Annotated in this window: 12 protein-coding genes; 7 read left to right on the top strand and 5 right to left on the bottom strand. The window is 40.8% G+C overall.

The window, feature by feature from the left end; translation table 11 throughout:
• Positions 1-46: 46 nt before the first annotated feature.
• Complete coding sequence (locus AC6CH7_RS23585; protein ID WP_498265043.1) at positions 47-2539, bottom strand: ThuA domain-containing protein; 2493 nt, start codon at positions 2537-2539, stop codon at positions 47-49.
• A 382-nt stretch (positions 2540-2921) separates the two neighbouring features.
• Between AC6CH7_RS23585 and AC6CH7_RS23580 the strand changes: the two genes are divergently transcribed.
• Positions 2922-3425, top strand: a complete 504-nt coding sequence (locus tag AC6CH7_RS23580) for an ankyrin repeat domain-containing protein (RefSeq protein WP_498265042.1) — start codon at positions 2922-2924, stop codon at positions 3423-3425.
• Positions 3422-5533 (top strand): catalase, encoded by a 2112-nt coding sequence (locus tag AC6CH7_RS23575; RefSeq protein ID WP_498265041.1) that lies wholly within the window; start codon positions 3422-3424, stop codon positions 5531-5533. The genes AC6CH7_RS23580 and AC6CH7_RS23575 overlap by 4 nt, the downstream gene beginning before the upstream one ends.
• Positions 5534-5572: 39 nt before the next feature.
• Here AC6CH7_RS23575 and AC6CH7_RS23570 read toward each other — a convergent pair whose 3' ends face one another.
• A complete protein-coding gene (locus tag AC6CH7_RS23570) occupies positions 5573-6595 on the bottom strand; it encodes an LLM class flavin-dependent oxidoreductase (protein WP_498265040.1) in 1023 nt (340 codons plus the stop codon).
• A 130-nt stretch (positions 6596-6725) separates the two neighbouring features.
• Between AC6CH7_RS23570 and AC6CH7_RS23565 the strand changes: the two genes are divergently transcribed.
• Complete coding sequence (locus tag AC6CH7_RS23565; RefSeq protein WP_498265039.1) at positions 6726-7442, top strand: hypothetical protein; 717 nt, start codon at positions 6726-6728, stop codon at positions 7440-7442.
• Positions 7443-7630: 188 nt separating this feature from the next.
• On the opposite strand, the gene AC6CH7_RS23560 is transcribed toward AC6CH7_RS23565, so the two are convergent.
• The 3 genes from AC6CH7_RS23560 to AC6CH7_RS23550 form a co-directional block, all read right to left on the bottom strand.
• The gene (locus tag AC6CH7_RS23560; RefSeq protein WP_498265038.1) at positions 7631-8515 is read right to left on the bottom strand and encodes a CPBP family intramembrane glutamic endopeptidase; all 885 of its coding nucleotides are present in this window, start codon (positions 8513-8515) and stop codon (positions 7631-7633) included.
• Between the two features lie 283 nt (positions 8516-8798).
• Positions 8799-8969, bottom strand: coding sequence for a hypothetical protein (locus tag AC6CH7_RS23555; RefSeq protein WP_498265037.1), 171 nt, complete (start codon positions 8967-8969; stop codon positions 8799-8801).
• A 29-nt stretch (positions 8970-8998) separates the two neighbouring features.
• Entirely contained in the window at positions 8999-9124 is a 126-nt protein-coding gene (locus tag AC6CH7_RS23550) for a hypothetical protein (protein WP_498265036.1), read from the bottom strand.
• A 218-nt stretch (positions 9125-9342) separates the two neighbouring features.
• Between AC6CH7_RS23550 and AC6CH7_RS23545 the strand changes: the two genes are divergently transcribed.
• From AC6CH7_RS23545 to AC6CH7_RS23530, 4 genes are read left to right on the top strand one after another with little or no spacing between them, the layout of a single operon-like run.
• Positions 9343-10740 (top strand): TolC family protein, encoded by a 1398-nt coding sequence (locus AC6CH7_RS23545; protein WP_498265035.1) that lies wholly within the window; start codon positions 9343-9345, stop codon positions 10738-10740.
• A gap of 12 nt (positions 10741-10752) precedes the next feature.
• A complete protein-coding gene (locus AC6CH7_RS23540) occupies positions 10753-14031 on the top strand; it encodes an efflux RND transporter permease subunit (RefSeq protein ID WP_498265034.1) in 3279 nt (1092 codons plus the stop codon).
• Between the two features lie 27 nt (positions 14032-14058).
• Positions 14059-15162: an efflux RND transporter periplasmic adaptor subunit gene (locus tag AC6CH7_RS23535; protein ID WP_498265033.1), complete on the top strand. Its 1104-nt coding sequence runs from the start codon at positions 14059-14061 to the stop codon at positions 15160-15162.
• Between the two features lie 22 nt (positions 15163-15184).
• Positions 15185-16138 (top strand): helix-turn-helix domain-containing protein, encoded by a 954-nt coding sequence (locus tag AC6CH7_RS23530; protein ID WP_498265032.1) that lies wholly within the window; start codon positions 15185-15187, stop codon positions 16136-16138.
• Positions 16139-16271: the final 133 nt, after the last annotated feature.

Below are 16271 nucleotides of genomic sequence, written 5' to 3'. Positions count from 1 at the left end.
TTTCGTAAAAATAGAAAAGAAAATCTATTCCATCACTACTATTACACTAATTACCTTGGCCTGCTGCCCATAATATCGCATTACTTACCATTCTCTTCCAATTACTGTTAAGAAGCAAGTCTGGCGAGTGACCCATAAAAATATAAACATTTCTTGCCTTAACTTTTGTGTTTACCCAAACCACGGGATGGTCGCCCATTTTTATTTTAGAATCTGGCTGATAACTGGCTTCGTCTACATTGGCGAGTACCTGTACATTTGGCCTTGGGCTTTTATTGTAAGTATACCATTCCTCTTTATCCACTTTAAATGATGGTGGTACGCCTTTCATCACTGGATGTGTTTTATCCTCTACCTTCACATTGGCCGAAGCGAAGTCTGCGATATAGTTCTGGAACCTTATGCTACCCATAAAATCGGAAAACCAGTTCCACATTGGATACCCATCAAACTCGCCAAGCAAGGTGGCATGATGAAATCCCAACCATCCGCCTTTCCCATTATCGATGTAATCTTCAAAGGCCTTAACAGCTCTGGGCTTCCAGGCGTAAGGAGGGTAATCCAGCTGAATAACAAGCTTATATTGTTTTAAAAAAGCATCATTAATTTTATCGGTATTGTCAACATAATCAATTGCAAAATGATTCTTTTTTGCAAATTCATCCAACCAGGGGCCCGCCGCTTTAGTAAAAGCGATATGGTGCCCTCCATTCTCGGTCAAAACCAAAACCCTAAACAGTGGCGGCTCAATTTCAGGCTCATTTACGGTTTCTATTGCGGTTAATGCTTGTAAAAACCATGCTGCATGAGGTATCCATTGTTCTGTCCAGCGCCATTCATTTCCGCCGGCTTCTGTTTTAAAATCTATACCACTGCCATCAGCATTTCCATCTTTTCCGGTGATGCCATTGGAAATCCCTCCCTTTTGAGATCCGTGCCCAAACAAGGCAGCCATGTAGGGTACATTTTTTTCTCCAAATCCATACATAAAACACATGGAATAAGGGTTGCTGCCCAAAACCCATGAAAGTTGCTGCTCAGCATAAAGTTCAATATCTTTTCTTACTCCCCAGCCACTTTTTTCAGGGTAAACGAGTCGACCACCTAGCAATGATGCAGTAGCTAAAGAACCCAGTCTTGCATTTTCTCCCTGCCACCACCAGCCTGTTTCATTTTCATGAGGTATAAAAAACCCTTCCTGCACTTTATCATTAAGTTTAAAATACTGGCGTGCATATCCAAACGGATTATTAACAGATTTGGTAACCTTTAAATTGCCATCAATAGCTTTCTTTATTACAGCAAGTGCCTGTGTTCTGTAGCCCTCTTCCTTTTCCATATCAAGGTAACGAACCAAAGCAACCACGGGCAATCCTGCATCGGCAGCATGCCAAAATGGTCTATCCGTATCATCTGCTATAAAATATCCCTTGTCAGTTGCTCTTGCCCTTAAATTTGAGGCTCTTTTACGGGCCTCATCTCTGTAATAGGAACTGTCTGTGGCTATCCACAATTCTGTGGCAGCCATTAATGCACAATAATCATCAATGATGTTCTCTTCCCCATCATCAGCATATTTCAAATTATTTACCGTCAAATGTGAATATGCCCTTTCTGCAGCTTTCAGGTATTCTTTAGCTTGATAATCGCCATTCTTACCCCATGTAGAAATGCGGGCTAAAGAAGCAATCGCCACGCCTCCCCCTTCTCTAAATGCACATTGATAGGCTGCCGTAGTAACGCTATTTGCTTCCAGCCCTACAATTCTTCGGGCACTTGCATCTGGCTTAAAGTAGCTAAATACAGTCATGTAAAAGTATCCCTCGTCAGACAAAGAACGCATTATATAGTCGGCACCCCATAAGGCTTCTGTTTGCAGGTCCGCTTTTATTTTTAGTCTATCTAGTAGTGCCGGGATTTTCTCTGTTGCATTCACCATCGACCAGGTAACCAAAGGGATTTGCTGTGGCGACATAAAATTTGCGTATGCCAAGTGAGAAAAGTACTTACTGATATCTCCAGATGCATCACCCCAGCCTCCATGCACATCAACCCTCTTATTACTACCATAAAGCAACATCTTTTTATCGGCCGCTATTTCCTGAGGAGTATTGGCGCGTTGTTTTTTATAATAATTCAGAATGCTCGGTAAGGTATTAACTGCAAGTGCCTGTTCAGCAATATCAAAACTGGCCGATGTATAATGCTTTCCTTTAAATACTACATCGATCTTATATTTTCCGGGTTTATTAAATGAGGAAAAATCTGCAGTAAAAAATTGACGGCCCGGAAACCATTCCTCAACAGATCCGGCAGCTTTTAGTGTAGCACTGAAGCTAATCTTCTGATCAGAAGCATTAATCAATTTGAACTTTTTTAATTCTGAAAAGCCACCCTCTAAACTAACAAGGGCTTGCTTTGGTCCTGATAAATCAAAGGCGATCTGATTAACATGAATTACGGGTTGCGCCTGAACGGCAAAAGCAGATGCAAAAAGTAGTATTAAACTTGTGCTAACAAATTTCAAGCGTTTTATCATTTTTTAGAGAGGAATTTTAAAATGCATCTGCAAAATTGCTTCATGACACTCTCAAAATTAGCATATTTTTCTTCCCTTAACAGGTCATGTCAACCACTAATCAACGCAACAAGCTAAAAAACAACATCTTAACAAACGACTGTAGTATTATTGTAGGGGTAGTTACCCAGTGTCTATTTAGATACGCCGTCATCTCTCCTTTGGTCGAGATGAAGAGATGTAAAATTAATCTGCGTAAACCTGACCGCTGTAGCTGGTATCGCTCTGCCACAATCTTCACTTCAACTGTTCCACCACTATTTCTAAAGACAATCCTGTATATTAACAAAATTCCTGGGTTCCTATCAATTAAACAATTCTCCATTGAAGTTGTTCTAATATCATGGATCCTATCACATCAGCCTTAATTCACGCTTCAAGAACTGGCGATTTGCCACTGTTACAAGAAATAATAGATCAAAAAACCGACCTTGAAGTTCGGGATGATAAGGGTTATACATCCTTGATTATCGCTTCTTATAATAATCAACTTGCTGCAGTCCAATTGCTCTTACAGTCAGGAGCAGATGTTAATGGCAAAGATACGGGTGGCAATACAGCATTAATGGGCGTGTGTTTTAAAGGCTATGCAGATATAGCAGAACTTCTTCTCACTCATCCCCATATCAACCTCGACGCGCTGAACGGGAATGGAGGAACGGCCTTGATGTTTGCCATTATGTTTGGGCGCAATGAACTAACTCAATTGCTATTGAAACATGGTGCAGATATAACGATTACCGATAATCGTGGCATGGATGCATTAGAAATTGCGTTACAACAAGGTAATGAACAGGGAGTCCTGCTTTTAAAACAACACCTATCTATAAATCAAACAAGAATATGAAAAAGAAAAAACTCGATACCACTTCCGATCAGGGTGAGTTCATGACAACCAACCAAGGCCTTAAAATTAACGATGACACAAATTCTCTGAAAGCCGGGGACCGCGGACCATCATTACTGGAAGATTTTATCCTGAGGGAGAAAATCACACATTTTGACCATGAACGAATCCCGGAAAGAATAGTCCATGCTCGTGGTTCCGGAGCGCATGGCTATTTCCAGGTTTATGAATCTATGGCTAAATATACCAAAGCTGGCTTCCTACAGGACCCATCGGTTAAAACCCCAATATTTATGCGGTTTTCTACCGTTGCTGGATTTAGAGGCTCTACGGATCTGGCAAGGGATATTCGTGGATTCTCCATTAAGTTTTATACACAGGAAGGAAACTATGATCTGGTAGGCAATAATGTTCCGGTGTTCTTTATCCAGGATGCAATAAAATTTCCTGATCTGATCCATGCGGTTAAACCTGAACCTGATACTGAAATACCGCAGGCGGCTAGCGCTCACGATTCCTTTTGGGATTTTATCTCGCTCACCCCTGAATCTATGCATACGATTATGTGGGCCATGTCAGACCGGGCAATCCCCAGGAGTCTGCGGATGATAGAAGGCTTTGGTGTACATACTTTTCGATTTATTAATGCTAAAGGAAAATCTTGTTTTGTGAAATTTCATTGGAAGCCACTTTTGGGCGTACATTCCGTTGCCTGGGACGAGGCTTTAAAAATATCTGGTAAAGATCCTGATTTTCACCGCCGGGATTTACACGATGCCATTGAAAGTGGCGCTTTTCCAGAATGGGAATTTGGCGTTCAAATTGTACCGCAGGAAGATGAGCATAAGTTTGGTTTTGATTTATTAGATCCAACCAAGCTAATTCCGGAAGAGCTGGTGCCGGTGCAAAGGATTGGTAAATTGGTATTAGACCGCAATCCTGATAATTTCTTTGCCGAAGTTGAACAGGTTGCCTTCCACCCTGGTCATTTGGTTCCGGGCATAGATTTCACTAATGACCCTTTATTGCAGGGCCGTTTATTCTCATACACTGATACGCAATTGTCTCGTTTAGGAAGTCCTAATTTCCACGAAATCCCGATTAATCGTTCCGTCAATACAGTACACAACAATCAGCGAGATGGACATATGCGTCAGCAGATCAACGTAGGAAAGAGCGGTTATCACCCAAATTCTATTTCCGATGGCAGCCCTGCACAGGCGAAGATAGCTGAGGGGGGATTTTCATCCTATGAAGAACGTATTGATGCACATAAAGTAAGGGCACGGAGTAAAAGCTTTATGGATTTCTTTAGTCAGGCAACGTTATTCTATAACAGTCAATCGGAACCAGAGCAAAACCACATCGCCGATGCATTTAAATTTGAACTAGGCAAAGTTGAAAGCGTAGAAATCCGTCAACGTATGGTGAACCTTCTAACGCAGGTAAGCACACCTCTTGCCAATGCCGTTGCAGAGAGTTTAGGCTTAAAAGCAGGAAAACCAATAGAACCAATTAACCATAATCTTGGAGCAGATGCCAATCCGGCAGATTATAAACCGATCAAAGTAAAATCAGAAGTTGAAAAATCTTCGGCCCTGAGTATGGCAAATACTTCAAAAGACAGCATTAAGACCAGACAAATTGCTTTTCTGGCTGCTGATGGTGTTGACGCGTCAGATTTTGGAAATATGAAAAAAACACTTCTTGCTGCAGGCGCCGTTGTTAAGGTTGTTGCACCTAAAAATGGCACACTTAAAGACTCTGCCGGTAAAGAAATCAAAATTGACATGAGCTTCTTAACGGGAACTTCTGTGGTATTCGATGCAGTATATGTGCCTGGCGGAGAAAAAAGCATTAAAGCCTTACTATCTGAACCAGATGCTATTCATTTTATAAATGAAGCCTATAGACATTGCAAAGCCATTGCCACCACTGGTAAAGGTATTGAGTTGATTAATCAAAGTTATGTTGGTGCAAAATTGAAAAGTGATGATGCCGATGCAAAAGCAGGCTTGTTGGCAGATTTTAAACCGGAAGCTTTTATGAAGGCAATTGCCCTGCACCGCTTCTGGGAACGGGAGAAAAAAGATAAAATTCCGGCTTAATGAGTATGAGCTTTTGCTCCTGCATTGAGAGATGACGATTCATCGCCAACCCAGTGCAGGGGCGACATGCTCTAGAATAGCAGACAAGACATGGATATTATAATCAACGCCCAATGTGTTCGGTATGGTTAGCAACAGCGTATCGGCTTCTTGTATTGCTTGGTCTGCAGCAAGCTCTTTGATGAGCTGATCGGGTTCGGCTGCATAGCTCCTACCAAAGACCGCCCGTTTATCAGCTTCAATATAGCCAAAGCTATCCGCTCCTTTTCCCTGTTGTCCGAAATAATACCTGTCCTGATCGTTTACCAGTGCAAAGATTGAACGGCTTACTGAAACTCTTGGCTCGCGCTGATGCCCGGCTTTGTTCCAGGCTTCCTTATACAACCTGATCTGTTCCGCCTGCTGGATGTGGAAAGGCTTACCATTTTCGTCAAATTTCAGCGTTGAACTTTGCAGGTACATGCCATTCTCGGCAGCCCAAACTGCGGTTGCATTAGAGGCAGCTCCCCACCAGATACGTTCACGCAGTCCCTCGGAATGTGGCTCCAGGCGTAACAGACCCGGCGGGTTCGGGAACATAGGACTGGGATTGGGCTGGGCAAATCCGTCACCCTTTAAGCGATCCAAAAACTCCAGGGCTTTTTTACGGCCCATATCTGCATCGGTTTCTCCCTGTTCAGGTTGATAACCGAAGTAACGCCAGCCTTCGATGACCTGCTCGGGCGAACCCCGACTAATACCAAGTTGCAAGCGACCACCCGAAATCAGATCCGCCGCACCGGCATCTTCTACCATATACAGTGGGTTTTCATAGCGCATATCGATCACGCCCGTCCCGATCTCTATCTTATTGGTTTTTGCCCCAATAGCCGAAAGCAGCGGAAATGGTGATGCCAGCTGCCGTGCAAAATGATGCACCCTAAAATAGGCACCGTCCAAACCAATTTCTTCTGCGGCAACAGCAAGGTCTATGGATTGAAGTAATGTGTCGCCGGCGTTACGAGTTTGATACGAGGGATGGTCAGACCAATGTCCGAATGATAAAAATCCTATTTTCTTCATTGATTGGATGATTTAAAACCAAATATAAGGATACGTCAGTCGCGTGCAGGTCACCACATAGTCATAACGATGAATAAATCTTCCTTTTATAATTTGTTTAAAACTATATTTATCTTAAAGCTGACCTTGTATGAAATCAGATCTTGAAGAATTAATCGAAGCCTATGAAATAGAGAAAGTCGAACTTGAAAAACAGATTTCGGAGTATATTGATGAGGGTGACTATATCTATGCACATTATCATAACAAAGCTTTAAGAAAAGTCAATAAAACGCTCGATATCCTTAAGGGCATGCAGCATCCGTTCTACGGGCTCATTTCGGAAGAAAAAGCTAAAGCGAGAAATATGACTAAGATGTTAACCAGCGAAGAATATAAAAAATACTTTGATCGTTTGGGAACAGATTTTTTTGCAGAACAGCTTCAGGAAGGAGAAAACAAAATCCTTGAATGGCAGCGTGCGCCTGTTGTTAGTCAGACATACGATAGTCAGGAGATCGATAACGCGCTGTTTGATTTGGTTAAAGGGGTAGTCAGCAGTTTCAAACTGTATTTTAAATCCAGGCCTGATATATATGCCAGATTTACATTAAAAGATCACACCATTGAAATTACATTGCTTTACGATGAAGACCCTTATTATGATCATCATGAGTGGGTATTTGGAGATGGCAAAGAGATTAAACCTCTCGGATTTATTCTTAGAGACGAACAATGGGTATATCAGTATCACGTTGATAAGTTTAAAGATGCTTTGGAAATCAAAATCCTACTTGCCCGTTTAATATACGATGTGTTCAATTACGACCGGAGATTTGATTCAGCAAGAATAGTATATGATGCTTAAAATCTTCCATTGCTTGTTTGATAAGCGCTCTTCATCTCGACGATGACGAACGGTTTAGTGACCAGCTTTGATGAAATACACATTCTTTTGACCAAAACCAGAGTTTAGAGGCATGTCGTTTCTATTTGACTTCCCTTATATTAAATAAAAGGTTTACCATCTGCTTAACAAAGAGGTCGTTTACCAATTTATCTGGTAGAAGAAATCTGGACGTTATTGACATCTAAATTTGGTTTTCGTTTGTTGAATAGCAAATAAATCACAATAATCGCTAATATTTGAAAAACAACTGAAATGGCGGAGCCTTCAAATCCAAAAGGGCCGCCATTCCAAATTGTATCTTCACTGCGAACCTGGGTAATCAGTGAGTAAGCCCTAGATCCACTTACATTAAAACCAAAGACTGTTCCCTGAAAAAAATTCCAGCTAAAATGCAGAGCTATAGGAAAACCTAAATTCGGTACATAGATATAAGAAAGGCCTAACAACATTCCGCCTAAGAATAATTCAATTGCTGCAAACCAGCCATAATTCGAATTGAGTCCATGCATTAAGCTAAAAAACACCGATGATATGATCAATGCCTTATATTTATTCATTGATTGAACTAAATTGCCTAAGATATATCCTCGCACGAACAACTCTTCCGATATTGCAACCAAGGCAAAAGTGCAGAAACTTAAAATAAAGTCTCCCGGTAAAAATTTATTTCCTGAGTATGTTATCTCATTCATATAGACAAGGATAAAAAATCCTGTGACCATAATGACAAAGCCAATCAACAGCCCCAAAAAAATATCCCATATATGGATACTTCCAAGTCCTAAACTATTAAAAGGTTCCTTGTCAACATGTTTTTTAAACAAGAAAACGACAAGCAAAGTGCCAAAAGAGCTAAATAGAGTTAATACCAATTTCTGCCAGGCAGAGAGTTCAACAGCTGGCGCTAAGATATCAACGCCAATCAGAACACAAGCAATGAGCTGAAAAACACCAACAACAATGATGTAGGGAAGGATGATCATTAAAACTCTGGTAATCTGTTGTCTGCTAGTGTATTTATGATCTTTCATTATCTAAAAGTGGGGCTTCAACTCTTTTTTCGTAACATCAGGAAAAGTATACGCAAAACAGAAGATAGCGCTATCTTCCAAAATACAGAATAGAATATTTTAGTAAAATCGGCGTTTCCTTTATTTCTAATATTCAAAATGTATTCGATAAAAACAATAGAAAACAATACAATTAAAAATATAAAGATCTCCTTTTTATAAACTTTCGTCATAAACCTTATTATAAAGAATTAAAGTATCCACTGGTTATACCAATAGATACTTTAATTCTTCTTTAAATTTATTACCTGTATGTGCTTGGCCTGATGGGATCCTCCGTAGCTGCATAGTAAAAAAACTTGGCAATAAATCCTGCCGTTCTGAAAACGGCTTCACTAAATTCACTTCCTCCATCTAATTGGTTCATTTCTTCTTCTGTCAAATCAGTTAAATAACTTTGATCGATTGTTTTCATGCTGAGATTTTTAAGGTATGATTTCTTTTTTAAATACTATTCCAGCCTTCCATAAAAGCCTTAGCGTGAGCCCTTGGATTTAGCGCGGCTTCAACTAAAACATAAGCAGCAACAAATCCAACCCAAGGACTGATACCCCATTTAAAGCTCCGCATTCCCTGGCATCTAACTCCTCAACTTCTAGGCATTTATCTTGACGATTAGAAAAGATGACGATGAAGTGCAACGACCTAAACTGAACCAAATAGGCAATGTAATGGCAAAGTCATTAATTGAAAAAAGGGACAATTATTTGAATTTCATAATAAATCGTTTGACGCGCATACTTTGAGCTCAAGGCAGAAAAATAAATTTGTCGTGTAATAAATACACTATGACTAAAGTCCTACCTTGCTTTCTGTTTTTCCTCAGTTTTATAGTTATTGGTACAGAAACATCATCAGCACAAACACTAAAACTGAAAGATGCAGTAAATACTGCTTTAACCAATTATGGGACTATTAAAGCTAAACAGAATTATGTTAATGCATCACAAGCTTCCGTCCAGCAAGCTAAAACCGATTTCCTTCCGAACCTGAGCTTATCGGCCCAGCAAGACTATGGTACCATTAACGGACAAAATGGTCCATCTTATGGCCTGGGCGGCCTGGGTATCGCATCAAGCGGACCGGCATTAGAAAAACAAAACTGGAATTCCGCTTTCGGGGGCTTGTACCTTGCCAATATCAATTGGGATTTTTTCACATTCGGCAGGATCAAAGAAAGGGTTAAAGTAGCCAATACGATCTTGCAAAGAGATCAGAACGACCTGGCGCAGGAAAAATTTCAACAGCAAATCAAAGTCTCCGCAGCCTATCTGAATCTACTGGCCGCCCAACGATTAGCTAAATCCCAGGAGAACAATCTCGAAAGAGCAATCACATTCAAAAATACAGCAGTGATCAGGGCACACAACGGGCTAATTGCCGGCGTAGATTCTTCACTTGCCAAAGCGGAAGTTTCCAGCGCAAAAATCTCGCTAACTAAAGCAAGAGACCTGGAACAAGAACAAGCAAATCGATTAAGTGTACTGATGGGTGTTACCTCAACGCAAATGGAACTGGATACTGCCTCTATTTCAAGGATTCCCCATCAGATGTTTGCAGATGGTTCGTTGAATGAAAAAAATCATCCGCTAATGCGATTCTATAAAAACAGGGTCGATGTGAGCAATGAGCAGATAAACCTTTTCCGAAAATCCTACTATCCTACTTTTTCTCTTTTTGGAGTAATGCAGGGAAGAGGATCCGGATTTAGCTCCACATATGCTCAAAACCAAACAGCCTTTACCAAAAGTTATTTTGATGGGATAAACCCAACTAGAGGAAACTATCTTTTGGGTGTGGGGGTAGTTTGGAATTTAACAAGCATACTGCGTACCAGCCCTCAGGTACGGGCGCAACAGTTCCAAAGTAAGGGGCTGCAAGACGAATATGAACTTGTGGCGCAGCAATTACAAGCTCAATTATCATTAGCTAACGCCAAACTCAAAAATGCCATTGACAACTATAACGAAGCGCCGATACAGGTTAAAGCTGCATCAGACGCCTACCTTCAGAAAAGCACTTTATATAAAAATGGATTAACTACAATAGTAGATCTTACCCAGGCATTGTACACCCTTAACCGCGCAGAAACTGACAGAGATATTGCCTACAACAATGTTTGGCAGGCATTATTACTAAAATCGGCTGCACTTGGAGATTTTGACCTTTTCATCAACGAATTTTAATTAGCAATATTCATGAATTTAATCCGCTTTGCGCTTAGAAAACCTATCTCAATATTAGTATTGGTTGCCGGGCTGTTCTTTTTTGGCATTAGTGCAGTAAACACCATTAAGGTAGATATTTTACCTAAAATGAACCTGCCGGTGATCTATATCGCCCACCCTTTCGGTGGTTACACCCCTAGCCAGATGGAAGCTTACTTTGGCAAGCAATATGTTAACATCCTATTGTTTGCCAATGGCATTAAAACCATTGAAACCAAAAATATTCAGGGTCTGATGCTAATGAAGCTCACTTACTACGAAGGAACCAATATGGCTCAGGCAGCTTCCGAGCTCAGTGCCCTATCCAATCGTGCCCAGGCCATTTTTCCTCCGGGATCACAGCCTCCCTTCATTATCCGTTTTGATGCTTCATCTCTTCCAATAGGTCAGCTTGTACTAAGCAGCCCTATAAGAACAAACAACGAATTGCAGGATATTGCCAATACCTACGTTCGCGCTTCATTTACTTCTATCCCGGGCTTGTTAGCACCTGCACCTTTTGGCGGAAGTCCACGAACAATTGAAATAAATGTGGATCCGGTATTAATGCGTTCACATAATTTAACCGTAGACCAGGTAGTTGAAGCCATCAAAGTAAATAACCAAACAGCGCCTCCGGGTAATGTTCGTATAGGAGACAAGAATTACCTGACCCCAACCAATTATACAATCAAAAATGTTAAAGATTTTGAAAATATTCCATTATTTAAGGGGGGTGTACAAAATCTTTACCTGCGGGATGTTGCTGTAGTTAAGGATGGAGCAGACGCGACAGCGGGTTACGCCTTAATTAATGGTAAGCGGTCGGTATACCTGAGCATTGCCAAATCAGGTGACGCCTCCACCTGGGATGTGGTTAGTAACTTAAAAAAGAATTTACCTCAGATTCAGAATACACTGCCTGAGGATGTAAAACTGTCTTACGAATTTGACCAATCGGTATATGTGATCAATGCGGTAAAAAGTCTGATCAGTGAGGGTGCAATCGGCGCAATTCTTACCGGATTAATGGTATTACTATTTTTAGGTGACAGAAGAGCGGCCCTGATTGTAATTCTAACCATACCAACTTCTATCATTGCTGGGGTTTTGTTTCTGAAGTTGTTTGATCAAACCATCAATATCATGTCCTTAAGTGGCTTAGCGTTAGCTATTGGTATCCTGGTCGACGAATCAACAGTAACGATAGAAAATATACACCAGCATTTTGATATGGGTAAACCCAAGGCCCTGGCCATCTGGGATGCCTGTAAGGAAATCGCCTTTCCAAAATTGCTGATCCTGTTATGTATCCTTGCTGTATTTGCACCAGCTTTCACCATGACAGGCATTCCTGGAGCGCTATTCCTGCCACTGGCACTTGCAATTGGATTCTCTATGATTGTTTCCTTCTTTTTATCACAAACCTTTGTACCCATCATGGCCAATTGGTTAATGGTAGCACACCCTAAAAAAACACCGAGGCATAGTAAAAAGATTACGGATGACGAGGCCGTTTTTAACGAAACGGGACTGGGACTGGAATCAGAAAAAGATACGCTGAATCAAAAGAAAATCCTTGTAGAACGTGAGGATTTCAGTAACGATGGCAAGGTTTCTCTATTTGATAGATTTAGGAATCGTTTTATGCGTTTTCTGGATCGACTTATGGGTTATCGTAAACCTGTGGTGGTGGTTTATTTGCTGGTAGTTATTGTGGCGGCAGCCTTGTTACTCACAAATATTGGAAGAGACGTATTGCCTAAAGTAAATTCCAGTCAGTTTCAGTTAAGAATGAAAGCTCCCGAAGGAACCAGACTGGAACGTACAGAAGCAAAAGTACAAGTGATACTTAAGGAAATTAAAAGGATGGTTGGAGAGGATCATTTATCCATTAGTTCAGTATATGTAGGACAGCATCCATCTTTATTCTCGGTAAACCCAATTTATTTATTTATGGCCGGACCACATGAAGCCGTTTTTCAGATTGGACTGAAAGATTATCATGTCGATATGGAAGAATTCAAAGATGAATTAAGGAAGAACATAAAAAGACTTGAACCAGATATCAGTTTATCTTTTGAGCCAATAGAATTAACCGACAAGGTGTTAAGTCAGGGCTCTCCCACTCCTGTTGAAGTACGTATAGCGGGTAAGAATAAAAAGATAAATGAAACTTACGCCAGAAAGGTACTCGCTGAACTGAAACAGATTCCTTATTTGCGTGATGTGCAAATTGCACAGTCTATCAAATACCCTGCGTTAAATGTAAATATTGACAGAATTAAAGCTGCTCAACTGGGTGTAGATATGAGCGATGTGTCTAGATCGTTAATAGCGTCCACCTCTTCCTCCCGTTATACAGATAAAAATGTCTGGGTAGATGAGAAAATTGGCTTAACCTATAACGTTCAGGTACAGGTTCCTTTTAACCAGATGAACACCAAAGAAAATATCGGCGAAATCCCCTTGCTTAGAAACAGCATCAGACCTGTACTAAGCGACGTAGCCACTATTACTACAGATACCACTTATGGCGAAAATGACAACGTTGGTGCTATGCCCTACCTCTCTGTTACGGCAAACCTGAACAAAATGGATCTGGGCTCCGCTAGTAAGGATGTAAATAAAGCGATTAAAGATTTGGGTGAACTGCCGAGAGGTTTGATTGTAAAACCAGTAGGTATGATCAATGTACTTGCAGAGACCTTAAGCAGTTTACAATCTGGACTTCTTGTAGCAATTGTGGTTATATTCCTGATGCTCTCGGCAAATTTCCAGTCATTTAAAGTACCATTGGTAATTTTAACTGCAGTACCCGCTGTTATACTCGGAGCTTTGCTGTTGCTGAGTATTACCGGTTCTACCTTAAATCTTCAATCTTATATGGGCATCATTATGTCTGTTGGGGTATCTATCGCTAATGCTGTACTTCTGATAACAAACGCAGAGCATTTGCGTAAACATAGCGGGAATGCAGTAAGCGCGGCAAAAGAAGCGGCAGCGCTAAGGATTAGACCCATCATTATGACCAGTGTGGCCATGGTTGCCGGAATGCTTCCGATGGCAATTGGCCATGGTGAGGGAGGTGATCAGGTTTCGCCGCTTGGCAGGGCAGTAATTGGAGGTTTGATCGCCTCAACTATTGCGGTTTTGATAATTTTACCATTGGTATTTGCATGGGTACAGGGCAAGGAAACCACACAATCTATATCACTTGATCCAGAGGATAAAGAAAGTAGACATTACATCAAAGGATTAGCAGAATAACATAAAGGCATTTAAACTAACTCACAAATGAAAACAAACCTATTTCTAAACACAGTAGTCCTGACAGGAGGAATTGCCATATTGGCTATAATCAACGGATGTACAGCCAAAGCAGAAAGAGAAGCAGACAAAAAAGAAAAGGCAGCTACTATTGCTACCTTTAAACTTAAAAAAGATAAGCTTGCCACCACACTGCAGCTGCCTGGAGAGCTAAGTGCTTACCAGCAAGTTGACCTGTACGCAAAGATAAGCAGCTTTATTAAAACACTAAAAGTAGATATCGGCTCACAGGTGAGTAAAGGTCAATTGCTAATGACCCTGGAAGCACCAGAAACCAATTCTCAGTTGGCTGCCGCACAATCGAGACTCAAATCTCAGGAAGCTTTATACACTGCAAGCAAAGCGAATTACGAGCGATTGTACGAGACCAGTAAAACCCCAGGCACTATTTCCAAAAATGATCTGGATCAGGCCATAGCCCGTAGAAATTCTGATCAGGCACAATTTGAAGCAACTAAAGCTGCCTATAAAGAAGTAGCCGCCATTAGAGATTATCTGGAAATCCGCGCGCCATTTAGCGGCATTATTACTTCCAGAAATGTGAATTTAGGTGCTTATGTGGGGCCGTCTGGCAAGGGATCAGAATTTCCATTACTTACCCTGCAGGAACAGAAAAATCTTCGTTTAGCCATTTCTATTCCTGAAGTATATACAGGGTATTTAAAGGAAGGTAATCAAATTAGCTTTTCAGTAAAGTCAATGCCAGATCAGGTTTTTACCGCCAAAGTTAAGCGCTTATCGGGTGCTTTAGACCTACGTCTTCGTTCCGAGAAAATAGAAATGGATGTTCCAAACACGTCAAAAAAACTATTACCAGGCATGGTAGCTGAAGTTCACATTCCACTTCCAGCCAATGCAAGCACATTCGTGGTCCCTAAAAAAACATTATTGGAAACAGCTGAAGGTATCTTTGTGCTAAAAAACAACAATAATAAGATAGAAAAGATCGAAGTAAAAAAAGGCAGGGAAGCAGATGATAGAATAGAGATTTTCGGAGATCTTAAAGCAGACGATGAACTGGTAACAAATCCTTCAGAAGAAATGCAGTCTGGTCAAGTCATACAACCATAATTTTACACAGAGGTTATCGCTAATGCTGAATAAAAATGAAGAACTTTATGTTGTGAATAAAATTGAAAGCCTTCAGGATTTTTATGAACGTCTAAAGATTCGTCATCCCGATGTTACCATCCCCAGTGTTGAAACTGTTACGAATGTCGGGCACTTTGGAGTATTCAAAAGATCTACGCATTGTTCTGTCCAGCCCTCTCCATATAATCGTAGGGATTATTATAAGATTTCACTGATCCTAGGATCTGGAATACTTCATTATCCAAATCGGCGAATTGTTGTAAAAGAACGAGGCTTGCTTTTTACCAACCCCAATATTCCATATGCCTGGGAAGCAACCTCAGAAACCCAGGCTGGATTTTTCTGCCTGTTTACCGAGAATTTTATACATAACAGAAACGAAAGTCTCAGAGAGTCATTGTTATGGCAGCTTCAGGGTTGCCCTATCATTTCCATTAACCAACATCAGGAAGAGATTTTCATGGAGCTATTTGCCAAGATGATGACTGAAATGGAAAGTATGTATGTTCATAAATATGACATGCTCCGCAATTACATTCAATTAATTGTGCATGAAGCACTAAAGGTTCAACCACCAGACACTTATGTTAGGGAAAACAACGCGGCTGTCAGATTAACATCGATGTTTATAGAATTGCTTGAAAGGCAATTTCCGATAGGCTCCACTGATCATATACTTGAATTAAGAACACCACACGATTTCGCCGAACGACTCTCTGTACATGTAAATCACCTCAATCATGCTGTAAAAGAGGTAACCGGCCGAACCACTTCGGAACATATCTTGAAAAGAATTGCCACCGAAGCCGTTGCACTGCTAAGTCATACCGAATGGAATGTTGGCCAAATTGCATACTGCCTTGGTTTTGAATACCCTGCCAATTTCAATATATTCTTTAAAAGACAAATGCAATGTACACCTCGTTTTTTTAGACGGGAACGAGTTCCGTCGTAACAAAAAATCTATATCATGCCCGTCGCTTGTAAAAGCAGAACCGTCGACACAATCCCTGAGTTTGTCTATTATTCCTTTGCATCGTGCATTGGATTTGTACTTTAGGAAACTATTTATTGCGTGAAACCAGCTA

The organism is Pedobacter sp. GQ55, assembly GCF_059758925.1.
The sequence above is the reverse complement of the archived record's forward strand: the minus strand, read 5'-3'. Positions and strand labels throughout refer to the sequence as shown.